We start from the raw sequence: 21,951 nt of genomic DNA on the forward strand, positions 1-21,951 counted from the left end.
GCGTTGCGGCGCGCATCCGAGAAAACTGCGCGCCGGAGGACCCTGCCCAATGCCCGAGACATCGCCCGCCCCCCGCCGCATCACCACCTGCGTGTTCGACGCCTACGGCACCCTGTTCGACGTCACCGCCGCCGCGCGCGCCTGCGCGGCCGAGCCGGGGCGCGAGGCGCTCGCCGCCGTCGCCCCGCGCCTGGCGGAGACCTGGCGCCTCAAGCAGCTTCAGTACTCCTGGCTGCGCGCGGTCACCGGCGCCCATGCCGATTTCTGGCAGGTCACCGGCGAGGCCCTCGCCTACGCGATGGAGGAGGCGGGCCTGGGCGAAGACCCCGCCCTCGCCGCCCGGCTGATGGACCTCTACCGCGAACTGGACGCCTACACCGAGGTGCCCGCCATGCTCGCGGCCCTGAAATCCGCCGGCCTCGCCACCGCCATCCTGTCGAACGGCGCGCCGGAGATGCTCGCCTCCGCCGTCGCCTCCGCCGGCATCGGCCAGCACCTCGACGCGGTGCTCTCGGTCGAGGACGTGGGCGTGTTCAAGCCCGCCCGGGCGGTCTACGACCTCGTTGGCCGCCGCTTCGGCACCGCCCCGGCCGAGGTGCTCTTCGTCTCCTCCAACGGCTGGGACGCGGCGGCGGCCTCCGGCTACGGCTTCACCACGCTCTGGGTAAACCGCGCCGGCCTGCCGCAGGACCGCCTGCCCTGGGCGCCGCGCTTCACCGCGCCCGACCTCACCACCGTGCCCGACATCGCGGCCCGCGCATGAGCCGCTTCACCAGTTCCGACGGCCTCGCCCTCGCCTTCCGCGACGAGGGCACCGGCCCCGCCCTGCTCTGCCTCCCCGGCCTCACCCGCAACGGCACTGATTTCGACCCGGTGCGCACCGCCTTCGGCCACGCCTGGCGCATCATCAGCCTCGACAGCCGCGGCCGCGGCGCCTCCGACCATGACCCGCAGTTCCTCAACTACGACGTGCGGGTGGAGACGCGCGACGCGATCGAGCTCATCGACCATCTCGCCCTGCCGCAGGTGGCGGTGCTGGGCACCTCGCGCGGCGGGCTCATCGCCATGTCCATGGCCGCCATCGTGCCCGACCGGCTGAGCGGCGTGGCGCTGGTCGACGTGGGCCCCGAGCTCGCGCCCGAGGGCCTCGCCGCCATCATGCCCCATGTGGGCCGCGCCCCCGACCTCCCCTCCCTCGACGCCGCCGCTGCCCGGCTGGCGCAGGTGAACGCCGACCGCTTCCCCGGCGTCTCCCCCGCGCAATGGCGCACCTGGGCCGCCGGCGTGTTCCGCGAGACACCCGCCGGCCTCGCCCTCACCTACGACCCCCGCCTGCGCGACGCCCTGCTCGCCCAGGCCGAGGCCATGGCCGAAACCGGCCCGCCCGACCTCTGGCCGCTCTTCGATCTGCTGAAGGGCCTGCCCCTCGCCCTGCTGCGCGGCGCGAACTCCGACCTGCTCACGGCCGAAGCGGCCGACCGCATGCAGGCCCGCTTCCCCGACATGATCCGCGCCGATATCCCGGACCGCGGCCATGTCCCCTTTCTCGACGAACCCGCGAGCCGCGCCGCCCTCGGCGCCTTCCTGGCCCGCGTCACAGACAGGACAGACCCATGACCAGCATCGCGATGATCGAAGCCGCCGCCGCGCGCCTGGCGCCGGTGGTGCGCCGCACGCCGCTCCTCACCTCCGACTGGCTCGACGAGATCGCCGGCCGCCGGGTGTTCGTGAAGGCCGAATGCCTGCAGCACACCGGTTCGTTCAAGTTCCGCGGCGCCTGGTCCTGCATCTCGGCGCTCGAGCCCGAGGTGCGCGCCCGCGGCGTGCTCGCCTTCTCCTCGGGCAACCACGCGCAAGGCGTGGCCCGGGCGGCGCGGCTCTTCGGCGTGCCGGCCGTGATCATCATGCCGCGCGACGCGCCGAAGCTGAAGATCGACAACACCCGCGCCCTTGGCGCCGAGGTGGTGCTCTACGACCGCGCCACCGAGAGCCGCGAGGAGATCGGCGCCGCCCTCTCCGCCGAACGCAACCTCACCCTCGTGCGCCCCTACGACGACGCGCAGGTGATCGCCGGTCAGGGCACCACCGGGCTCGAGATCGCCGAGCAGGCCGCCGAGGCCGGCGTGGCGGCCGCCGACGTGCTGGTGTGCTGCGGTGGCGGCGGGCTCACCTCGGGCATCGCCGTGGCGCTGGCCGACCGGGCGCCGGGCCTGCGCGTGCGCCCCTGCGAGCCGGAGGGCTTCGATGACATGACCCGATCGCTCGCCGCGGGGAATCGCCTGGCGAATCCCTCGCTCACCGGTTCGGTCTGCGACGCGATCCTCACGCCGATTCCCGGCGAGATCACCTTTCCCCTCCTCTCCCGCCATTGCGGACCGGGAATCGCGGTGAGCGACGATCAGGCCCTTGCGGCAGTGGCGCTGGCGTGGTCGCGGCTGAAGCTGGTTCTGGAACCGGGGGGTGCCGTGGCACTCGCCGCTGCGTTGTTTCACGGGGAGAAATTACAGGGAGAAGCTGTAATCGCCGTGGCTTCGGGCGGAAATGTCGACGCGGCCGTGTTTCAGCGGGCTCTCGCACACGCACCAAACTGAACCAATCCAGTTTCGTACCATTGCCCGCGCAAGCTGACTCCCCGTTCAACCTCAGGTGTTTCACGCTGTTTTCACGCTGGGTTAAGTACTCTTTACCCATCCGATCAAATCTTTTCAGGCAGATATAGTCGGACCGGGAAAAGACGCTGGAGGGACCTTCGGGTCTGAGACACCTTCACGGAGCCCTGGCTCCGGTTCTCGAACCGGTCTTGCATTTTCAGAGGCTTGCACCATTTCGGTGCAAGCCTCTTGTTTTTTCAGGAAATTCCGGCGGCCCGCAGGGCCTCAGACATCCTTGCGGATGGTGAGGTTCTGCGGGTCGTAGGGGCTGTCCTCGGCCACCACGGCATCCCACAGCTCGCGGTTCATCCGCACCTGCAGCTTCGTGCCCGGCGTGGCGAGATCGGGGCGCACGTAGCCCATGCCCACCTGCTTGCCGAAGGCCACCGACCAGCCGCCCGAGGTCAGCCGCCCGATCACCTCTTCCCCGGAATAGAGCGCCTCCTTGCCCCAGGGGTCGGTGTCGGCCGGCCCGTCGATGAGCAGGGTCACGCATTTCGCGCGGATGCCGAGCTTCTCCATCGCCGCCTTGCCGCGGAACTCCTTGGAAAGGTCGACGAACCGGTCCAGCCCCGCCTCCAGCGGGCTCGCGTCGCGGCCGAGGTCGGAGCCGAAGGCGCGGTAGCTTTTCTCCTGGCGCAGCCAGTTCTGCGCCCGGGCGCCGAACAGGGTCAGCCCCACCTTGTCGCCCTGCGCCTTCAGCAGGTCATAGAGGTGGTTCTGCATCTCGATCGGGTGGTGGATCTCCCAGCCCAGCTCGCCGGTGTAGGCCACGCGGATCGCCATGCAGGGCACCATGCCGAGGTCGAGCCGGCGCATCGACAGCCAGGGGAAGCGCTTGTTGGAAAGCGCGGTCTGCGGCTCCGCATCCACCACGAGGGGCTCGAGCAACTCGCGTGAGCGCGGGCCGGCCACGGCGAACACGCCCCATTGCGTGCTCACGTCCTGCACCTCGATCCAGCCGAACGCAGCGCGCTTCTTCGCCGCCTCCTTCACGAGGTAATCCCCGTCATAGGCCTGCGCCGCGCCGGCGGAGACGATGTAATACTCGTCCGCCCCCAGCCGCACGATGGTGAACTCCGAGCGCACGGTGCCGGCATCGGTGAGCGCGTAGGTGAGGTTGATGCGCCCCTCCTTCGGCAGCTTGTTGCAGGTCAGCCAGTCGAGGAAGGCGGTGGCGCCGGGCCCCTTCACCATGTGCTTGGTAAAGGCGGTGGCGTCATAGAGCCCCACGCCCTCGCGCACGGCCCGGGCCTCCTTCACCGCGTGCTCCCACCAGCCGCCGCGGCGGAAGGAGCGGGAGGCGTGGTCGTCGAAGCCCAGCGGCGCGTAGTAGTTCGGCCGCTCCCAGCCGTTCACCTGGCCGAACTGCGCGCCCTCGGCCTTCAGCCGCTCGTAGCAGGGCGCGGTGCGCAGCGGGCGGGCCGCCTCGCGCTCCTCGTCGGGGTGGTGCAGCACGAAGACATGCTCGTAGCACTCCTCGTTCTTCTTCGTGGCATACTCGCGGTTCACCCATTTGCCGTAGCGGCGCGGGTCGAGCGACCACATGTCGATCTCCGCCTCGCCCTCGGTCATCAGCTGGGCGAGGTAATGGCCGGTGCCGCCCGCCGCGGTGATGCCGAAGGAGAAGCCCTCGGCGAACCAGAAGTTCTCCACTCCCGGGGCGGGGCCCACCAGCGGGTTCCCGTCCGGCGTGTAGCAGATCGGGCCGTTGAAATCGTCCTTCAGCCCCACCGTCTCCGAGGAGGGGATGCGGTGGATCATGCTCATGTACTCTTCCTCGATGCGCTCGAGGTCGAGGGGGAAGAGATCGGCGCGGAAACTGTCGGGCACGCCGAACTTGAAGCAGGCGGGCGCATTGCGCTCGTAGGGGCCGAGGATCCAGCCGCCGCGCTCCTCGCGCACATACCACTTGGCGTCCGCGTCGCGCAGCACCGGGTGCTCGCCGTGGGTCTTGCGGTATTCCACCAGCGCCGGGTCCGGCTCGGTCACGATGTACTGGTGCTCCACCGGCACCGCCGGCAGGTAGCAGCCGATCATCGCCGCGGTGCGCTGTGCGTGGTTGCCCGTGGCGGTCACCACGTGCTCGCAGGTGATCTCGAACAGCTCCTCCGAGGGCACGAGGTAGCCGCCCTTCTCCACCATCTTGCGGCCCTTGACCACCCACTCGCCCCCGCGGCGCTCGAAGCCGTCCACCTGCACCCGGCGGTAGATCTCCACGCCGCGCTGGCGCGCGCCCTTGGCCATGGCCTGGGTCACGTCGGCGGGGTTGATGTAGCCGTCGGTGGGGTGGAAGAGCGCGCCCTTCAGGTCCTCCGTGCGCAGCAGCGGCCAGCGCTCCTTCATCTGCGCGGGCGTGAGGAACTCGTGCGGGATGCCCACCGCCTCGGCGTTGGAGGAATAGAGCATGTACTCGTCCATGCGGGCCTGGCTCTGCGCCATGCGCAGGTTGCCCACCACGGAGAAGCCGGCATTGAGCCCGGTCTCGGCCTCCAGCGTCTTGTAGAACTTCACCGAGTAGTCGTGGATATGGCTGGTCGCATAGCTCATGTTGAACAGCGGCAGCAGGCCTGCGGCGTGCCAGGTGGAGCCGGAGGTCAGCTCGTCGCGCTCGAGCAGAACCGTCTCCCAGCCGGCCTTCGCTAGGTGATAGGCGATGGACGCGCCGACCGCGCCACCTCCCACGACAACGGCTCTCGCATGGGTCTTCATCAGGCTGTCTCCGAAATGACAGGGGGTCTGGCCCGGACCATGCCCGAACCCGCTCCCGCGCAACACGATGGCGACGACGCAACACCGCGCAAAACCGACCAGCGCCGGGCCGCCGGCCCTCCGCCGCCGGGAAGAAAACCTTAACCCCGCAGCGCCAGAGTGCCGCAATGCCATCTCTTTCGGAGGACCCGAAATGCCGTCGCCAATCTTCCTGGTCCGGAGCCTCGCCCTGGGGCTGGCCTTTCTGCTCTCCCCGCTGTCCCACGCGGCAGGCCAGGTCCACTGGGACTATTCGGGCCAGGGCGGCCCGTCCCACTGGGGCGATCTGAGCGCGGACTGGGAAGACTGCCGTGCCGGGCATCAGCAGAGCCCGATCGACATCGGCCGCGCCACCGCGGCGCTGCTGCTGAAGGTGGAGCTGCACTGGCAGGCGACCGAGTGGACGGTGATCAACAACGGCCACACCATCCAGGTGAACGGCGCCTCGGCCGGCTACGCGATGATCGACGGCGCGCGCTACGAGCTCCTGCAGTTCCACTTCCACGCCCCCTCCGAGCACACGGTGGGCGGGGCGCATTTCCCGATGGAGGTGCATTTCGTCCATGCCGACGCGGAGGGCCGCCTCGCCGTCATCGGGGTGATGCTGCAGGCCGGCGGCAACAACAGCCTGTTCCGCACCCTGATGTTCCTCGCCCCGAAGGAGGAGGGCGCCCAGAGCCCGGCCGGCCAGATCGAGCCGCTCGAACTGGTCAGCGACGTCTCGCGCGTCATCCGCTACCAGGGCTCGCTCACCACGCCGCCCTGCTCGGAAACCGTGCTCTGGACGGTGCTCAAGCAGCCCGTCTTCGTCAACCAGCGCGACATAGACGCCTTCACCGCCCTGTTCCCGATGAACGCCCGCCCGGTGCAGCCGCTGTTCCGCCGCTTCGTGCTGGAAAACTGACCGCCCCTTGGAGCGCGGCCGGGCGGGGGTTATATCTCGGAGCGACCCAGGAAACGGAGCTCCCGATGACCGCAAATCCCCTGCTCGGCCCCTTCACCGGCCCCTTCGGCCTGCCGCCCTTCGCCGAGATCGAGGATGCGCATTTCGCACCCGCCTACGACGCCGCGCTGGCCGAAACCCGCGCCGCGATCAACGCGATCGCCGACAATCCGGAGCCGCCCAGCTTCGCCAACACCATCGAGGCGATGGAGCGCTCGGACACCACGCTCGACCGGGTGGGCGGCGTGTTCTGGAACCTCGTCGGGGCCGACACGAACGACACCCGCCAGGCCCTGCAGCGCGAGCTGTCGCCGAAGCTCTCGGCCTTCTACTCCGAGACGATGATGAACGCCGCCCTCTTCGCCCGCATCGAGGCGCTGATGGCCGACACCTCCGGCCTCACGCCCGAGCAGGCGCGGGTGCTCGAGCTCTACCACACCATGTTCGTGCGCTCCGGCGCCCGGCTGGAGGGCGAGGCCCGCGCCCGCCTCACCGAGATCATGCAGCGCCTCGCCGTGCTCGGCACGCAATTCTCGCAAAACGTTCTGGCGGAAGAGAAATCCTGGGAGCTCCCCCTCGCCGCGGCCGATCTCGAGGGCCTGCCGGACTTCCTGGTCGACGCCGCCGCCGAGACCGCGCGCGAGCGTGGGCGCGAGGGCCATGTCATCACCCTGTCGCGCTCGCTCATCGTGCCCTTCCTGCAGTTCTCCCCGCGCCGCGACCTGCGCGAGACCGCCTTCCGCGCCTGGACCGCGCGGGGCGAGAACGCCAACGAGAACGACACCCGCGCCATCGTCGCCGAGATGCTGGCCCTGCGCGAGGAGCGCGCGAAGCTGCTCGGCTTCCCCAGCTTCTCCGCCTTCAAGCTCGACAGGCAGATGGCCGGCACGCCCGAGCGCGTGCGCGAGCTCCTGATGGCGGTCTGGGAGCCGGCGCGCGCCCGTGCCCTCGCCGATGCCGCCCGGCTCGAGGGGCTGATGCACGCCGATGGCGTGAACGCCCCCCTCGCCGCCTGGGACTGGCGCTACTACGCCGAGAAGCTGCGCCACGCCGAGCATGATCTCGACGAGACCGAGCTCAAGCCCTACCTGCAGCTCGACAACATCATCGCCGCCGCCTTCGACACCGCGCACCGCCTGTTCGGCATCGAGGTGCGCCCGCTCGACGTGCCGCTCTACCACCCCGATTGCCGGGCCTGGGAGGTGACGAAGGCCGGCCGCCACATGGGCGTGTTCATCGGCGATTACTTCGCCCGCGGCTCGAAGCGCTCCGGCGCCTGGTGCTCCTCCTTCCGCAACCAGAGCCGGATGGACGGCGAGGTGCGCCCCATCGTGGTCAACGTGTGCAACTTCGCCAAGGCGCCGGCCGGCCAGCCCAGCCTGCTCACCTTCGACGATGCCCGCACCCTGTTCCACGAGTTCGGCCATGCCCTGCACGCGCTGATGTCGGATGTCACCTACGCCTTCATCTCCGGCACCTCCGTGGCGCGCGACTTCGTGGAGCTGCCCTCCCAGCTCTACGAGCACTGGCTCTCCACCCCCGAAGTGCTGTCGAAATACGCCCTGCACGCGAAGACCGGCCAGCCGATGCCGAAAGCCCTGCTCGAGCGGCTGATCGCGGCGGAGAACTTCGACCAGGGCTTCGCCACGGTGGAATACGTCGCCTCCGCCCTCGTCGACCTCGACTTCCACTCCGGCCCCGCCCCGGCAGACCCGATGGCCGCCCAGGCCGAGACCCTCGCGCGCATCGGCATGCCGGAGGCGATCACCATGCGCCACGCCACGCCGCATTTCACCCATGTCTTCTCGGGCGACGGCTATTCCTCGGGCTATTACAGCTACATGTGGTCGGAGGTGATGGACGCCGACGCCTTCGAGGCCTTCCGCGAGACCGGCGACGTGTTCGACGGCGAGACGGCGGAAAAGCTCCTGCGCCACATCTACTCCGCCGGCGGCTCGGCCGAGGCGGCCGATCTCTACACCGCCTTCCGCGGCCGCCTGCCGGACGTGAGCGCCCTGCTCAAGGGCCGCGGCCTCGACACCGCCGCCTGAAGCGCGCCTGCCGGCCCCGGGCTCAGCCGTGCCCGCGGCCGGCGACGTCCTTGTGGATGATCACTTCTGCGTTAGGCACCGCGCGGACGATCGAGCGCCGCAGCGCCGCGCCGATGTCATGCGCCTGGGCGAGAGACTGCCGGCCGTCGAGCTCGATATGCACCTGGATGAACACCTTGGTTCCGGCCATCCGGGTCTTGAGGTCGTGATGGCCGTGCACGCCGGGCCAGTTCTCCACGATGCCGCGCACCCGGGTCACCAGCTCGGGGTCGGCGCCGCGGTCCATCAGCGCGTCCCAGGCGGATTTGCCGATGCGCAGCGCCCCCAGCAGCAGCATGGCCGCCGCGCCCAGCGCCACCACGGAATCGACCCGCCCCAGCCCGAAATGCTGCGAGGCGAACAGCGCCACCAGCGCGCCGATATTGGGCACGAGATCGCCCACGTAATGCAGCGAATCCGCCGAAACCACCTTGGAACCGGTGCGGGCGGCCACCCGGCGCTGGTACCAGACCAGCACAAGCGTCAGCACCACCGAGACCAGCATCACCGCGATGCCGGCGGCCTCGCTGCGCAGCGGCTCGGAGGGGCCGCGCAGCCGCTCCACCGCGCTCCAGCCGATGAACAGGCCCGAGCCGCCCACCATCAGCGCCTGCGCCAGCGCCATCAGGTCCTCCGCCGAGGTATGGCCGAAGGCATGGTCGCGGTCGGGCGGGCGCGCGGCATAGCGGATGGCCAGCAGCCCGGTGGAGGACACCAGCAGGTCGAGCGCGGAATCGGTGAGGCTGGCGGCGATCGACAGCGAGCCGGTGGCCGTGAGCGCGAGGAACTTCAGAATCACCAGCACACCAGCCACAGTCACGGAGGCGATGCCTGCGCCAAGATTCTGCCGGTGTTCTGACGCATTCATGACTTGACACTCCCAACAGAGCGGATATTCACCCTGAGAAGTCTTTGATGCGCCCGGGCACAAAGTGCCTGGTACTCGGTGTTCATGTGATGCCCCTCGCTACAGAGACGCCTCTAAATACATATCACAAGTTTGTTTGCAACCTGTGATATAGTCGAGCCAGACCAATATTATAATTGGCACCAGCAAGTTGTGTTTCGGGTGACGAATTTCGAAAATTTATCACCTTCACACCTTGTTATTCCTTGGGGGTGAAAATAAAATGTGAATAGGCCTGTGGGAAGCACACGCCTATTTCCATCTAGCGTAGAAGCGGCGCGTCGCGCCATTGACCGTTTACCAAGAAAGGACTCTCATGTCCGCTGAACAGCAAGTCGAGAAGGGGGAGCTGCTCGCCCTGACGACCGAGATCGTCTCCTCGCATGTGGCGAACAACAGCGTCGCGCAGGGTGACCTGCCGGATCTCATCCAGACCGTCTTCACCAAGCTCTCCGCCCTCGCCACCGTGAGCGAGGCGCCTGTTGAAGAGCTGGTGCCCGCCGTTCCGATCAAGAAATCCGTCACCGAGGACTACATCATCTGCCTCGAGGACGGGAAGAAGCTCAAGATGCTCAAGCGTCACCTGGCCACCGCCTACAACCTGACGCCGGAAGAATACCGCGCCAAGTGGGGCCTGAAGCCGGATTACCCGATGGTCGCCCCCTCCTATGCCGCCAAGCGCCAGGCGCTGGCCAAGGAAATCGGCCTGGGCCGCAAGCCGAAGAAATGATCCCCGCCAGGCCCGGCGTTGCGAGCCCGGGCCGGACAGGATAGACACCGGCGTGCCCTTCCCCTCTCCGGGGAAAGGTGCGCTGGTTTCGTTTTATGAGCCGGCCCCCGCGGGCCGGATCGTTTCAGGGAGGGTTCGGCGTGTCCGCTCCGAAGAAACTTTTCGTGAAGACCTACGGCTGTCAGATGAACGTCTACGACAGCGAGCGCATGGCCGCGGCCATGGGCGCGGAAGGCTACGAGAGCACGGACCGGGCGGAGGACGCCGACATGATCCTGCTCAACACCTGCCACATCCGCGAGAAGGCCGCCGAGAAGGTGTATTCCGAGCTCGGCCGCCTGCGCCCGCTCAAGACCGCCCGCCCCGACCTCAGGATCGGCGTCGCCGGCTGTGTCGCCCAGGCCGAGGGCGAGGAGATCATGCGCCGCCAGCCGCTGGTCGACCTCGTGGTCGGCCCGCAGGCCTATCACCGCCTGCCCGCGATGGCACGCAGGGTCGAGGCCGGCGAGAAGGCGCTCGACACCGATTTCCCCGAGGAAGACAAGTTCGAGCACCTGCCGCGCGGCCCGAAGGCCCGGCGCGCGCCCGCCGCCTTCCTCACCGTGCAGGAGGGCTGCGACAAGTTCTGCGCCTTCTGCGTGGTGCCCTACACCCGCGGCGCCGAGGTCTCGCGCCCGGCCGGGCGCATCCTCGCCGAGGCGCGTGACCTGGTGGAGCGCGGCGTGCGCGAGATCACCCTCCTCGGCCAGAACGTGAACGCCTATCACGGCGCGGCGGAGGGCGGCACCTGGTCGCTCGCCCGGCTGATCCGCGCGCTGGCGGAGATCGACGGGCTCGACCGCATCCGCTTCACCACCTCCCACCCCAACGACATGGACGACGACCTGATCGCCGCGCATGGCGAGGTGGAAAAGCTCATGCCCTACCTGCACCTGCCCGTGCAGGCCGGCTCCGACCGGGTGCTGAAGGCGATGAACCGCAAGCACACCGCCGAGGGCTACCTGCGCCTGATCGAGCGCATCCGCGCCGCCCGCCCCGACATCGCCATGTCGGGCGATTTCATCGTCGGCTTCCCCGGCGAAACCGAGGCGGATTTCCAGGACACGCTCGCGCTCTGCCGCGAGGTGCGCTACGCTCAGGCCTATTCCTTCCGCTACTCGGCCCGCCCGGGCACGCCCGCCGCCGGCCGCGCGCTGGTGCCCGATGCCGAGGCGGCAGACCGGCTCACCCGCCTGCAGGCCCTGCTCTCCGAGCACCAGGCCGAGTTCCAGGCCTCGATGGTGGGCCGCCGCCTGCCGGTGCTGCTGGAGAAGCCGGGGCGCGAGCCGGGCCAGCTCGTCGGCCGCTCGCCCTACCTGCAGTCGGTGTTCCTCGACGCGCCCGAGGCCCTGCGCGGCGAGATGGTGACCGCCGAGATCCTGCACGCCGGCCCGAACTCGCTCGCCGGCCGGCTGGTCTGAGCACCTCTTGAGAAACCCCCGCCGCGGCCCCATATCCGCGGCATACGCGAGGACGACCTCCCCCGCCGCCGGCGGGCACCCCCTCCGGGACGGCCCGGCTCACATGCCCGGCCGCGGAGGCGCGCCGGGCCCTGACCCCGGGAGAAGCCCCATGCGCAGCACGTCCGAGCGCATCCGCCATGCCGTCACCTTCGAGATCATCGGGCTCGCGCTCGTAACGCCGCTGGGCACGCTCGCCTTCGGCCTGCCGCTGCACGAGATCGGCCTCGTGGCGCTGGTGAGCGCCAGCATCGCCACCTTCTGGAACTACGTCTTCAACCTCGGCTTCGACCATGCGCAGCGCCGGCTCACCGGCGGGTTGCGGCGGCCGTTCTGGCTGCGTGCCGGGCACGCGGTGCTGTTCGAGATCGGGCTGCTCGCGGTGCTGATGCCCTACATCGCCTGGCAGCTCGGCGTCAGCCTGTGGCAGGCGCTGGTGATGGACCTCGGCTTCGCGGCCTTCTACCTGGTCTACGCCTTCGCCTTCAACTGGGCCTGGGACACGCTCTTCCCCCTCGCCGGTCCGCGCCGCGGCTGAAGGGGGTTCCGCAGCCGCCCGGGGGGTGGCGGCTGCGGAAATGCGGGGTCCGCCCTGCCCGGAGCGGACCCCATCTGATACCGGAACCAGGGGGGTCTGTTATTCCGGCAGCAGAACGGTGTCGACGACGTGGATCACGCCGTTCGACTGGAACACGTCAGGCGTGGTCACGATGGCCATGTTGCCCTGCTCGTCGAAGACATGGACCGTGTTGTCCGGCGCGATCTTCGCGGTCAGCGGGTCGCCCGCCACGGTGGTGAGCGTGGCCGTGCCGCCCTGGGCCATGATCGCGGCCTTCAGCTCGGCCTCCGACACCCGCCCCGGCACCACGTGATAGGTGAGGATCTTCGTGAGCATCGGCTTGTTCGCCGGCTCCAGCAGCGTGTCGACAGTGCCGGTCGGCAGCTTCTCGAAGGCGGCATTTGTGGGGGCGAACACCGTGAAGGGCCCGGGCCCGTTCAGCGTGTCCACCAGCCCGGCGGCCTTCACCGCGGCCACCAGCGTGGTGTGATCGGCCGAATTGACGGCATTTTCCACGATGGTCTTCGACGGGTACATCGGCGCGCCGCCGACCATCACGGTCTGCTCGTCCATGCCCTTCGACATCATCATGTCGTCGGAGCAGCCGGCGACGAGCACGAGCCCTCCCAGCAGCGCTGCGGCGGTGAATTTACGGGTCATGAGCCTCTCCCTTGGTCGTTGTTCTGAAGCCATTACGCAGCGAGGGGGCCGATCGGATGCACCCGGGGCAAAAGAAATTTCACCGCTCCTGCCGCCGCGGCCCGGCGCCCCCGGAGGGGGCGGCCCGCGTGATTTTCCTTGCGCCCCGGCCGGGGCTTTGACACCATCGGAGACATTGAAACACGGATCCCGACGGAGACCCTTTGGCGACACACGCCCTGACCCCCCCGACGGCGGACGAGCAGCACCAGACGCTCGTCGAGTTTCCTGACAACCGCCTGCTCATCGACCTGTGCGGAGAGTTCGATCGAAACCTCGCGCGCATCGAACAGCTGCTGGGCATCTCGATCGTGCGGCGCGGCAACGTGCTGTTGCTGCTCGGCGAGGAGGCCGAGCGAAAGCGCGGCGACCAGCTGCTGCGCGCCCTCTACGCGCGGCTCGAGCAGGGCCGCCCGGTGGAGCCGGGCGACATCGACGCGGCCATGCGCATGCCGCGCGACGAGCCGCGCGCCCGCCCCGACGGGCAGATGGAGATGTTCGCCGGCGGCGCCGTCGAGATCCGCACCCGCAAGAAGGTGGTCGAGCCGCGCACGCCCGCGCAGAAGGACTACGTGCGCCAGCTCTTCGCCAACGAGCTGGTGTTCGGCCTCGGCCCCGCGGGCACCGGCAAGACCTACCTCGCCGTGGCCGCCGCCGTGTCGATGTATCTCGAGGGCGGGATCGACCGCATCATCCTCTCCCGCCCGGCCGTGGAGGCCGGCGAGCGCCTCGGCTTCCTGCCCGGCGACATGAAGGAGAAGGTCGACCCCTACATGCAGCCGCTCTACGACGCGCTGAACGATTTCCTGCCCTCCAAGCAGGTGCAGAAGATGCTCGAGGAAAAGACCATCGAGATCGCGCCGCTGGCCTTCATGCGCGGCCGCACCCTGTCCAACGCCGCCGTGGTGCTGGACGAGGCGCAGAACGCCACCGAGATGCAGATGAAGATGTTCCTCACCCGCCTCGGCGAGGGCTCGCGCATGGCGATCACCGGCGACACCAGCCAGATCGACCTGCCGCGCGGGGTGAAATCCGGGCTCATCGAGGCCGAGCGCGTGCTCACCGGGGTGGAGGGCGTGGCCTTCACCCGCTTCCGCTCCGTCGACGTGGTGCGCCACCCGCTGGTGGCCCGCATCATCGACGCCTACGAGCGTGACAATGATCGGGCGAGGGATGGCTGACCTTGTCGAACTGGTTGTCGAGGATGACCGCTGGGTGACCTTCACCCCGCCGCTGGCGGGGATCGCCGAGCGCGCGGCCCGCGCCGCGCTCGACGCCGTCGGCCTCGCCCCCGAGGGCTACGGCATCAGCCTGCTGGCCTGCGGCGATGCGCGCATCACCGAGCTCAACGCCGAGTTCCGCGGCCGCGACAAGCCCACCAACGTGCTGTCCTGGCCGGCCTACGAGCTCGCGCCCGAGAGCGCCGGCGAGGTGCCCTGGCTGCCGCCCGAGCCCCTGCCGGGCGAGCCGGATTCCCTCGGCGACATAGCGCTTTCCTACGAGACCGCCCTGCGCGAGGCGATGGAGCAGGAAAAACGTGCGGAAGATCACATCCTGCACCTGATCCTGCATGCCACGCTCCATCTTCTGGGCTATGATCACGAGACCGAGGCAGATGCCGCGCTGATGGAGGGGATCGAGAGCGAGACCCTTGTCAGCATGGGGCTGCCCGACCCATATACGCTTCCCGACGCCGAAGAGGCGTTTCTTACCAGGCAGGAGCCATGACCGGAAACGACGCCGGAGCGCCTTCGCAGACGCCTTCGCTTGCTGAAGAAGGCGGCGAGAGACCGCAGAACGGACACGCCCCGTCCGAAGACGGTCACAGTCCCTCCCTCCTCGCGCGCATCTTCGGGCGCCGCGAGGAGATGGAGGACGAGGACGAGGACACCCCCGCCGGAGAGGCTGACACCTCCGGCTCCCGCGACATGATCGTGAACCTGCGCGAAATGCGCGACAAGCGGGTGCACGACATCGCCATTCCGCGCGCGGACATCATCGCCGTGCCCGACGACATCGCCCCGGAGGACCTCATCGAGGTGTTCCGCGAGACCGCGATGACCCGCCTTCCGGTCTACCACGAGATGCTGGACGACCCGCTGGGCTTCCTCCACCTCAAGGATCTCGCGCTGCGCTGCGGCTTCGGCGCCGGCAAGCCCGAGTTCGCCATCCGCGACCTGCTGCGCCCGATGCTCTACATCCCGGCCTCCATGCCGCTCTTCGTGCTGCTGCAGAAGATGCAGCGCGAGCGCTGCCACATGGCCCTGGTGATCGACGAATACGGCGGCGTGGACGGGCTCATCACCTTCGAGGACCTGGTCGAGCAGATCGTCGGCGAGATCGAGGACGAGCATGACGTGGAGGACCCCGTGCCCTGGCGGCTCGAGAGCCCCGGGGTCTACATCGCCCTCGGCCGCGCCGAGCTCTCCGAGTTCGAGGAGGCCATCGGCCTGGCCCTGCTCGACGAGGAAACCGGCGAGGACATCGACACGCTGGGCGGCCTCGTCTTCATGCTCTGCGGCCGGGTGCCCGAGCGCGGCGAGGTGATCACCCATCCCGCCGGCCACGAGTTCGAGGTCATCGACGCCGACGCCCGCCACATCAAGCGGCTGCGCGTGCGGCTGCGCAGCGACACGGCAGTGCCGAGGGCCGCGGAATAGCGTGACCACCCTGTCAGAGACCGCCCCGCGCCCCGCCGCCTGGCCGGCCGGGCTCGGCCGCTGGCCGCGGCTCGGCCTCGCCTTCGCCTGCGGCGTGGCGCTCACCCTCGCGCAGCCGCCGCTCTCGCTCTGGCCGCTGTGCTTCCTCGCCGTCCCGCTGCTGCTGATGCTCACCGGCTCGGTCACCCGGCCCGTGCAGGCAGGCTGGACGGCCTGGGCCGCGGGCACCGGCTTCTTCGCCACCGGCCTCTACTGGATCGCCGAGGCCTTCCTCGTCGACATCGCCCGGCACGGCTGGATGGCGCCCTTCGCCATCCTCGGCCTCGCCGGCGGGCTGGCGCTGTTCTGGGCCCTGCCGTTCTGGGTCGCGGCGCGGCTGCGCCTCGCCGGGCCCTGGCGCCTGCTCGCCATCGCCGCCCTCTGGACCCTCTCCGAATACGCCCGCTCCCACGTGCTCACCGGCTTTCCCTGGGCCCTGCCCGGCTATGCCTGGGTCGAGACCCCGCTGGCGCAGACGGCCTCGCTCTTCGGCCCGCACATGCTGGGCTTCCTCGGCCTCGCGGTGAGCGGCGCACCCCTCATCGCCCTGCGCGGCCGCGGGGCCACGCGCATCGCGGTTCCGCTCGCCGCCCTCGCCCTCCTCGCCGCCGGCTGGGCCTGGGGCAGCGCCCGGCTCGCCGCGCCGGCACCCCAGCGCGAAACCCCCTTCGTGGTGCGCATGGTCCAGCCCAACGCCCCGCAGAACGAGAAATGGCGCGGCGACCTGATCCCGGTGTTCTTCGAGCGCCTGCGCACGCTCAGCAATGCCCCCGGCCCGGTCACTCCCGGCGTGGTGATCTGGCCCGAGACCGCGGTGCCCTGGCTGCTGGCCGAAGACCCCCGCGCCCGGCTCGCCATCGCGAGCTCGGCACAGGGCGCGCCGGTGATCGTGGGCGCGCGCAAGGTCGACGAGGGCCCGCGCGGCCGGCGGATCTGGAGCAATTCGCTCTTCGCGCTCGATGCCTCCGGCGCCATCCTCGGCAGCTACGACAAGCACCACCTCGTGCCCTTCGGCGAATACGTACCGCTCAACGGGCTGCTGGCCGGGCTCGGCCTCGAGGGCTTCGTCGGCGGCAGCTTCAGCCCCGGGCCGGGCCCGGTGGTGATGTCGCTGCCCGGCGTGCCGGATTTCCTGCCGCTGATCTGCTACGAGGCGATCTTCCCGCACGAGATGCAGGCCGACCGCCGCCCCGAATGGATCGTCCAGATCACCAATGACGCCTGGTTCGGATCGAGCGCCGGCCCCTACCAGCACTTCGCCCAGGCGCGGATGCGTGCAATCGAGCAGGGCCTGCCCTTCGCCCGGGCCGCGAACACCGGAATCTCGGCGATGATCGACCCGATGGGAAGAATCGTTGCCAAACGCCCCCTCCTGGAACAGGGTTATGTCGATACCGAACTGCCGGCCCCACTCGGGCCAACGCTGTACGCGCGTGCCGGGGACCTGCCATGGGTGGCACTGGTTGTATTTCTCGGCTTGACTGGCATCGTATTATGTCGGAAATTTGAACAATAGTTATTTGCATGCACGTTGACGGCTACCGGGGGGCTGCATAGTTTTCTCCGGGTTTTGGTAAGGTTCTGTTACCAATTTTTTATATTATCTGAAATTTGCTGACCCGTGGAGCCGCGCCCCGGGCAGTCAGGAGCGAAGGTGCGTTCATTATGCTATCATCAGCCAATCTCATTGATATTCACGTGGGCAGCCGGCTGCGGTTTCGCCGCCTCATGGTGGGGATGAGCCAGGAGCGTCTCGGGGCCGAGCTGGGGGTCACGTTCCAGCAGATCCAGAAATACGAAAAGGGAACCAACAGGATCGGCGCCAGCCGCCTGTACGAGATTTCCCGCGTCCTCATGGTCCATGTCGGGTATTTCTTCGAAGGGCTCGAGGGCGACGAGAACCAGTCCGGTGACGGGGTTCCGGCCACGGCGGTGACCGATTTCGTGTCCACCTCCGAGGGCATGGCGCTCAACACCGCCTTCTCCTCGATCAAGGACAGGGCCACGCGCAAGCGCATCGTCGAGCTGGTGAAGACCCTCGCGGTCGACATCCGCGACGATTCCGGCGGGCTTCCCCGCACGGCAAACGGCGATTGACCCCACCCGCATCAACCCACTAGTACTTGAGCCCGCGCCATGCGGGGCGTCTCTGACATCTCGAGGAGGGTCGTTTTTTGGCTCGTTCTGACTATCTCTTTACCTCCGAATCGGTATCAGAAGGTCATCCGGACAAGGTGTGTGACCGGATCTCCGATGCCGTGCTCGACGCGTTCATGACCGCCGATCCCTACTCCCGCGTCGCCTGCGAGACCTTCGCGACCACAGACCGCGTCACCATCGGTGGCGAGGTCCGCGGCCCCGGCGAGGTGATCGCCCGCGTCGAGGAGATCGCCCGCGAGTGCGTGCGCGACATCGGCTACGAGCAGGACGGTTTCCACTGGGCCAACATGAAGGTGGACAGCTACCTCCACGCCCAGTCCGCCGACATCGCCCAGGGCGTCGACAGCGCCGGCAACAAGGATGAAGGCGCCGGCGACCAGGGCATCATGTTCGGCTTCGCCGTCGACGAGACGCCCGAGCTGATGCCCGCGCCCATCCACTATTCCCACGCCATCCTCCGCCGCCTGGCCGAGGTGCGCAAGGACGGCACCGAGCCCAAGCTCGGCCCCGACGCGAAATCGCAGCTCACCCTGCGCTACCGCGACGGCAAGCCGGTGGAGGTCACCTCCATCGTGCTCTCGACCCAGCACATCGACCCGTCGCTCACCTCGGCCGACGTGCAGGACATCGTCACCCCCTACATCCGCGAAGTGCTGCCCGAGGGCTGGCTCACCAACGCCACCGAGTGGCACGTGAACCCCACCGGCAAGTTCGTGATCGGCGGGCCGGACGGTGACGCGGGCCTCACCGGGCGCAAGATCATCGTCGACACCTACGGCGGGGCCGCGCCCCACGGCGGCGGCGCCTTCTCCGGCAAGGACCCCACCAAGGTCGACCGCTCGGCCGCCTATGCCGCGCGCTACCTGGCGAAGAACATCGTCGCCGCGGGGCTCGCCACCAAATGCGTGCTGCAGCTCTCCTACGCCATCGGCGTCTCGAAGCCGCTGTCGATCTACGTCGACACCTTCGGCACCGGCACCGCGGACGAGGCCGCCATCGAGAAGGCCGTCGCCAAGGCGATGAACCTCACGCCCCGCGGCATCCGCGAGCACCTGCAGCTCAACCGGCCGATCTTCGAGCGCACCGCGGCCTACGGCCATTTCGGCCGCGCCCCGGAGGCGGACGGCGGCTTCTCCTGGGAGAAGACCGACCTCGTCGACGCGCTGCACGCGGCCCTCTGACGGACAGGGCCGGCGCCCGGGCCCCCCCGGGCGCTTGCCTTCGCGCCGGGGGCCTGCCCCCGGCCACCTGCCCCGCACGACCCGAAAAGGGCGCCCGGACCCTCCCGGGCGCCCTTTTCGCGCCCGCCGCGGCCCCGCGGGGGCTGGACAGGCCCGCCCCGGGCGGCTAGGTGCGCCCCGAGAGCCGCAGCAGCCAGGAGACAGAGCCGTGACCGAACCCACCCGTGAAGACGGCGCCCCCTGGCGCAATTTCTACGGACGGCGCCACGGCAAGACCCTGCGCTCCGGCCAGAAGCAGCACATGCAGACCACCCTGCAGGAGATCGCCCCCCGCGGCGTGACCTGGGCGGAAAACCCCGCCCGGGCCGCGATCGACCCCGGCGCGCTCTTCGCTGACGGCCGGCCGCTGTGGCTGGAGATCGGCTTCGGCGGCGGCGAGCACATGCTCGCCCAGGCCGCGGCCAACCGCGACGTGGGCATCATCGGCTGCGAGCCCTACGTGAACGGCGTGGCGATGTTCCTCTCGCAGATGGCGCGCGAGGAGATCGACAACATCCGCGTGCACGCGGGTGACGCGCGCGACCTGCTCGACGTGCTGCCCGAAGCCTCGATCGACCGCGCCTTCCTGCTCTACCCCGACCCCTGGCCGAAGAAGCGCCACCACCGCCGCCGCTTCGTGAACCCCGAGTTCGTCGACCCGCTGGCCCGGGCGCTGAAACCCGGCGCGATCTTCCGCGTCGCCACCGACATCCCCGACTACGTGCGCCACACGCTCGAGCACATGTGCGCCCGCCCCGATTTCGAGTGGCTGGCCGAGCGCCCGGCCGACTGGCGCGAGCCCTGGGCCGACTGGCACCGCACCCGCTACGAGGCCAAGGCCATCCGCGAGGAGCGCACCCCGCATTACCTCACCTTCCGCCGGCTGTGAGCGCAGTCCGGCGGACGGCCTGACGGCCGGTTCCTCCCGAGCTCCGGCTGGCGCCTGCGCGCGCTGGCGCGGGCACGCGGGCGGTGGACCGGCGCCGGGCCCTCGGCTATAGATCCCACGATCACGAAGGATGGAAACGCGCATGTCCGGCCACGGCACCCCACTTCCCATGACGGCCCGGAAATCCCCGCCCCTGAAGGGGGTTGCGGAGGTTCCCGGCGACAAGTCGGTCTCGCACCGCGCGCTCATCCTCGGCGCGCTCGCGGTGGGGGAAACCCGGGTGACCGGCCTGCTCGAGGGCGAGGACGTGCTCGACACCGCGAAGGCGATGCGCGCCCTCGGCGCCGATGTCGCGCGCCAGGGCCCGGGCGAGTGGAGCGTGCACGGCGTGGGCACCGGCGGCTTCGCCGAGCCCGACAACGTGATCGACTGCGGCAATTCCGGCACCGGCGTGCGGCTGATCATGGGGGCGATGGCCACCAGCCCGATCACCGCCACCTTCACCGGCGACGCGAGCCTGCGCAAGCGCCCCATGGGCCGGGTGACCGACCCGCTGGCCCTCTTCGGCGCCGAGGCGCGCGGCCGCAAGGGCGGCCGCCTGCCCCTCACCCTCACCGGTGCGGCCGACCCCGTGCCGGTCACCTACGAGGTGCCGGTGCCCTCGGCGCAGGTGAAATCCGCCGTGCTGCTCGCCGGGCTCAACGCGCCGGGCCAGACCGTGGTGATCGAGCGCGAGGCGACGCGCGACCATACCGAGCGCATGCTGCGCGGCTTCGGCGCCGAGCTCAGCGTGGAGGAGGACGGGCCGCGCCGCGTCATCACCCTCACCGGCCAGCCGGAGCTGGTCGCCCAGACCCTCGCCGTGCCGCGCGACCCCTCCTCCGCCGCCTTCCCGGTCTGTGCTGCGCTGATCGTGCCGGGCTCGGAGGTGCTGGTGCCGGGCATCGGGCTCAACGCCACCCGGGCCGGGCTGTTCACCACCCTGCTGGAGATGGGCGCCGACATCACCTTCGAGAACCGCCGCGAGGAGGGCGGCGAGCCGGTGGCGGACCTGCGCGTGCGCCACTCCCCCCTCACCGGCGTCGAGGTGCCGCCCGAGCGCGCCGCCTCGATGATCGACGAGTTCCCGGTGCTCTCCGCCCTCGCGGCCTTCGCCGAGGGGCCCACGGTGATGCGCGGCGTGAAGGAGCTGCGGGTGAAGGAAAGCGACCGGATCGACGCCATGGCCCGCGGTCTCGAGGCCTGCGGCATCACCGTGGAGGAGGAGGAGGACATGCTCACCGTCCACGGCCGCGGCCCCGACGGCGTGCCCGGCGGCGCCACGGTGGCGAGCCACCTCGACCACCGCATCGCCATGTCCTTCCTCTGCCTCGGCCTCGGCGCGCAGAGCCCGGTGCGGGTGGACGACGCGAGCCCCATCGCCACCTCCTTCCCCGCCTTCGAGGCGCTGATCGGCGGGCTCGGCGGGGCACTCTCACGGAGCAATTCATGAGCTTCACTGTCGCGATCGACGGGCCGGCGGCCGCCGGCAAGGGCACGATTTCCCGCGCCGTGGCCGAGCATTTCGGCTTCGCCCATCTCGACACCGGGCTGCTCTACCGCGCCGTGGGCATCCGCGCGCTGGAGATCGGCCGGGGCATCATCGACCCCGCGATGGCCGAGAAGGTGGCGCGCGAGCTCACCGAGGCGCATATCGCCCGGCATGACCTGCGCTCGGCCCGCGCCGGGCAGACCGCCTCCAAGGTGGCCGCCCTGCCCGCGGTGCGCGCCGCCCTGCTCGACTTCCAGCGCCGCTTCGCCCGCCGCGAGGGCGGCGCGGTGCTCGACGGCCGCGACATCGGCACGGTGATCTGCCCGGAGGCCGAGGTGAAGCTCTTCGTCACCGCCTCCGACGCGGTGCGCGCGCAGCGCCGCTACGAGGAGTTGCAGGCCGCCGGCGCCGACACCACATTGGAGGCGGTGGCCTCCGAGCTGCGCCAACGCGACCTGCGCGACTCCGCCCGCGACGTGGCCCCGATGCTGCGCGCCGAGGATGCGGTCTTGCTAGACACCTCGGAATTGTCTATAGACGCGGCCGTCACACAGGCAGTGGCGGAGATAACGAAGAAGCTGTAACGGCTGCGGGCAGACGGGCTCCGGAGATCACCGGGCCCC

Annotated in this window: 20 protein-coding genes; 17 read left to right on the plus strand and 3 right to left on the minus strand. The window is 69.7% G+C overall.

Going from position 1 to position 21,951, the window contains the following annotated elements; all coding sequences use genetic code 11:
- Nucleotides 1-49: 49 nt before the first annotated feature.
- Genes D3P35_RS05060 through D3P35_RS05070 form a run of 3 tightly spaced genes read left to right on the plus strand, consistent with a single transcriptional unit; the run spans nucleotide 50 to nucleotide 2,591 of the window.
- The gene (locus D3P35_RS05060) at nucleotides 50-763 is read left to right on the plus strand and encodes a haloacid dehalogenase type II (RefSeq protein WP_118133366.1); all 714 of its coding nucleotides are present in this window, start codon (nucleotides 50-52) and stop codon (nucleotides 761-763) included.
- Entirely contained in the window at nucleotides 760-1,617 is an 858-nt protein-coding gene (locus D3P35_RS05065; protein ID WP_118133367.1) for an alpha/beta fold hydrolase, read from the plus strand. Before D3P35_RS05060 ends, D3P35_RS05065 begins: the two co-directional genes overlap by 4 nt.
- Nucleotides 1,614-2,591, plus strand: coding sequence for a threonine/serine dehydratase (locus D3P35_RS05070; protein WP_118133368.1), 978 nt, complete (start codon nucleotides 1,614-1,616; stop codon nucleotides 2,589-2,591). Before D3P35_RS05065 ends, D3P35_RS05070 begins: the two co-directional genes overlap by 4 nt.
- A gap of 285 nt (nucleotides 2,592-2,876) precedes the next feature.
- Here D3P35_RS05070 and D3P35_RS05075 read toward each other — a convergent pair whose 3' ends face one another.
- Nucleotides 2,877-5,363: an FAD-dependent oxidoreductase gene (locus tag D3P35_RS05075; protein ID WP_118133369.1), complete on the minus strand. Its 2,487-nt coding sequence runs from the start codon at nucleotides 5,361-5,363 to the stop codon at nucleotides 2,877-2,879.
- 193 nt (nucleotides 5,364-5,556) lie between these two features.
- Here D3P35_RS05075 and D3P35_RS05080 point away from each other — a divergent pair, with 193 nt between their 5' ends.
- Both D3P35_RS05080 and D3P35_RS05085 read left to right on the plus strand, forming a co-directional pair.
- Nucleotides 5,557-6,306 carry a carbonic anhydrase gene (locus tag D3P35_RS05080; protein ID WP_157982041.1) on the plus strand — a complete coding sequence of 250 codons (750 nt, stop codon included), beginning with the start codon at nucleotides 5,557-5,559 and terminating at the stop codon, nucleotides 6,304-6,306.
- Between the two features lie 65 nt (nucleotides 6,307-6,371).
- Nucleotides 6,372-8,396 carry a M3 family metallopeptidase gene (locus D3P35_RS05085; protein ID WP_118133371.1) on the plus strand — a complete coding sequence of 675 codons (2,025 nt, stop codon included), beginning with the start codon at nucleotides 6,372-6,374 and terminating at the stop codon, nucleotides 8,394-8,396.
- A gap of 22 nt (nucleotides 8,397-8,418) precedes the next feature.
- Here the strand turns inward: D3P35_RS05085 and D3P35_RS05090 are convergent, their stop codons facing one another.
- Entirely contained in the window at nucleotides 8,419-9,255 is an 837-nt protein-coding gene (locus tag D3P35_RS05090) for a cation diffusion facilitator family transporter (RefSeq protein ID WP_370030175.1), read from the minus strand.
- A gap of 403 nt (nucleotides 9,256-9,658) precedes the next feature.
- Here D3P35_RS05090 and D3P35_RS05095 point away from each other — a divergent pair, with 403 nt between their 5' ends.
- From D3P35_RS05095 to D3P35_RS05105, 3 genes are all read left to right on the plus strand, one after another.
- Nucleotides 9,659-10,072, plus strand: coding sequence for a MucR family transcriptional regulator (locus D3P35_RS05095; RefSeq protein ID WP_118133373.1), 414 nt, complete (start codon nucleotides 9,659-9,661; stop codon nucleotides 10,070-10,072).
- Between the two features lie 140 nt (nucleotides 10,073-10,212).
- Nucleotides 10,213-11,532, plus strand: a complete 1,320-nt coding sequence (gene miaB, locus D3P35_RS05100; protein ID WP_232830388.1) for a tRNA (N6-isopentenyl adenosine(37)-C2)-methylthiotransferase MiaB — start codon at nucleotides 10,213-10,215, stop codon at nucleotides 11,530-11,532.
- A 151-nt stretch (nucleotides 11,533-11,683) separates the two neighbouring features.
- On the plus strand, nucleotides 11,684-12,109 hold the full coding sequence (locus D3P35_RS05105; RefSeq protein ID WP_118133375.1) for a PACE efflux transporter: 426 nt from the start codon (nucleotides 11,684-11,686) through the stop codon (nucleotides 12,107-12,109).
- Between the two features lie 99 nt (nucleotides 12,110-12,208).
- Here D3P35_RS05105 and D3P35_RS05110 read toward each other — a convergent pair whose 3' ends face one another.
- A complete protein-coding gene (locus D3P35_RS05110; RefSeq protein ID WP_370030180.1) occupies nucleotides 12,209-12,790 on the minus strand; it encodes a fasciclin domain-containing protein in 582 nt (193 codons plus the stop codon).
- A 203-nt stretch (nucleotides 12,791-12,993) separates the two neighbouring features.
- Between D3P35_RS05110 and D3P35_RS05115 the strand changes: the two genes are divergently transcribed.
- The 9 genes from D3P35_RS05115 to cmk all read left to right on the plus strand — a co-directional run bounded on the left by D3P35_RS05115 (nucleotide 12,994) and on the right by cmk (nucleotide 21,912).
- Nucleotides 12,994-14,010 carry a PhoH family protein gene (locus tag D3P35_RS05115; RefSeq protein WP_118133376.1) on the plus strand — a complete coding sequence of 339 codons (1,017 nt, stop codon included), beginning with the start codon at nucleotides 12,994-12,996 and terminating at the stop codon, nucleotides 14,008-14,010.
- Nucleotides 14,003-14,557: an rRNA maturation RNase YbeY gene (gene ybeY, locus D3P35_RS05120; protein WP_118133377.1), complete on the plus strand. Its 555-nt coding sequence runs from the start codon at nucleotides 14,003-14,005 to the stop codon at nucleotides 14,555-14,557. The genes D3P35_RS05115 and ybeY overlap by 8 nt, the downstream gene beginning before the upstream one ends.
- A 140-nt stretch (nucleotides 14,558-14,697) precedes the next feature.
- On the plus strand, nucleotides 14,698-15,489 hold the full coding sequence (locus D3P35_RS05125) for a hemolysin family protein (RefSeq protein ID WP_232830389.1): 792 nt from the start codon (nucleotides 14,698-14,700) through the stop codon (nucleotides 15,487-15,489).
- Nucleotide 15,490: 1 nt separating this feature from the next.
- On the plus strand, nucleotides 15,491-17,044 hold the full coding sequence (gene lnt, locus D3P35_RS05130) for an apolipoprotein N-acyltransferase (protein WP_232830390.1): 1,554 nt from the start codon (nucleotides 15,491-15,493) through the stop codon (nucleotides 17,042-17,044).
- A gap of 149 nt (nucleotides 17,045-17,193) precedes the next feature.
- On the plus strand, nucleotides 17,194-17,625 hold the full coding sequence (locus tag D3P35_RS05135) for a helix-turn-helix domain-containing protein (RefSeq protein ID WP_118133379.1): 432 nt from the start codon (nucleotides 17,194-17,196) through the stop codon (nucleotides 17,623-17,625).
- A gap of 77 nt (nucleotides 17,626-17,702) precedes the next feature.
- Nucleotides 17,703-18,869 carry a methionine adenosyltransferase gene (gene metK, locus D3P35_RS05140; protein WP_118133380.1) on the plus strand — a complete coding sequence of 389 codons (1,167 nt, stop codon included), beginning with the start codon at nucleotides 17,703-17,705 and terminating at the stop codon, nucleotides 18,867-18,869.
- Between the two features lie 208 nt (nucleotides 18,870-19,077).
- Complete coding sequence (gene trmB, locus D3P35_RS05145) at nucleotides 19,078-19,797, plus strand: tRNA (guanosine(46)-N7)-methyltransferase TrmB (protein ID WP_118133381.1); 720 nt, start codon at nucleotides 19,078-19,080, stop codon at nucleotides 19,795-19,797.
- A 142-nt stretch (nucleotides 19,798-19,939) separates the two neighbouring features.
- Nucleotides 19,940-21,289, plus strand: coding sequence for a 3-phosphoshikimate 1-carboxyvinyltransferase (gene aroA, locus D3P35_RS05150; RefSeq protein ID WP_118133382.1), 1,350 nt, complete (start codon nucleotides 19,940-19,942; stop codon nucleotides 21,287-21,289).
- Nucleotides 21,286-21,912: a (d)CMP kinase gene (gene cmk / locus D3P35_RS05155; protein ID WP_118133383.1), complete on the plus strand. Its 627-nt coding sequence runs from the start codon at nucleotides 21,286-21,288 to the stop codon at nucleotides 21,910-21,912. Before aroA ends, cmk begins: the two co-directional genes overlap by 4 nt.
- The last annotated feature ends 39 nt before the right edge of the window (nucleotides 21,913-21,951 follow it).

Source organism: Oceanicella sp. SM1341 (assembly GCF_003448965.1).
Lineage (GTDB): Bacteria > Pseudomonadota > Alphaproteobacteria > Rhodobacterales > Rhodobacteraceae > Paroceanicella.

Coding starts and splice junctions, on each gene's coding strand:
- D3P35_RS05095 (WP_118133373.1), top strand. CDS start 9,659: ATGTCCGCTGAACAGCAAGTCGAGAAGGGGGAGCTGCTCGCCCTGACG.
- D3P35_RS05135 (WP_118133379.1), top strand. CDS start 17,194: ATGCTATCATCAGCCAATCTCATTGATATTCACGTGGGCAGCCGGCTG.
- D3P35_RS05060 (WP_118133366.1), top strand. CDS start 50: ATGCCCGAGACATCGCCCGCCCCCCGCCGCATCACCACCTGCGTGTTC.
- D3P35_RS05075 (WP_118133369.1), bottom strand. CDS start 5,363: ATGAAGACCCATGCGAGAGCCGTTGTCGTGGGAGGTGGCGCGGTCGGC.
- D3P35_RS05110 (WP_370030180.1), bottom strand. CDS start 12,790: ATGACCCGTAAATTCACCGCCGCAGCGCTGCTGGGAGGGCTCGTGCTC.
- aroA (WP_118133382.1), top strand. CDS start 19,940: ATGTCCGGCCACGGCACCCCACTTCCCATGACGGCCCGGAAATCCCCG.
- cmk (WP_118133383.1), top strand. CDS start 21,286: ATGAGCTTCACTGTCGCGATCGACGGGCCGGCGGCCGCCGGCAAGGGC.
- ybeY (WP_118133377.1), top strand. CDS start 14,003: ATGGCTGACCTTGTCGAACTGGTTGTCGAGGATGACCGCTGGGTGACC.
- D3P35_RS05070 (WP_118133368.1), top strand. CDS start 1,614: ATGACCAGCATCGCGATGATCGAAGCCGCCGCCGCGCGCCTGGCGCCG.
- D3P35_RS05105 (WP_118133375.1), top strand. CDS start 11,684: ATGCGCAGCACGTCCGAGCGCATCCGCCATGCCGTCACCTTCGAGATC.
- D3P35_RS05085 (WP_118133371.1), top strand. CDS start 6,372: ATGACCGCAAATCCCCTGCTCGGCCCCTTCACCGGCCCCTTCGGCCTG.
- D3P35_RS05080 (WP_157982041.1), top strand. CDS start 5,557: ATGCCGTCGCCAATCTTCCTGGTCCGGAGCCTCGCCCTGGGGCTGGCC.
- D3P35_RS05065 (WP_118133367.1), top strand. CDS start 760: ATGAGCCGCTTCACCAGTTCCGACGGCCTCGCCCTCGCCTTCCGCGAC.
- D3P35_RS05125 (WP_232830389.1), top strand. CDS start 14,698: ATGGAGGACGAGGACGAGGACACCCCCGCCGGAGAGGCTGACACCTCC.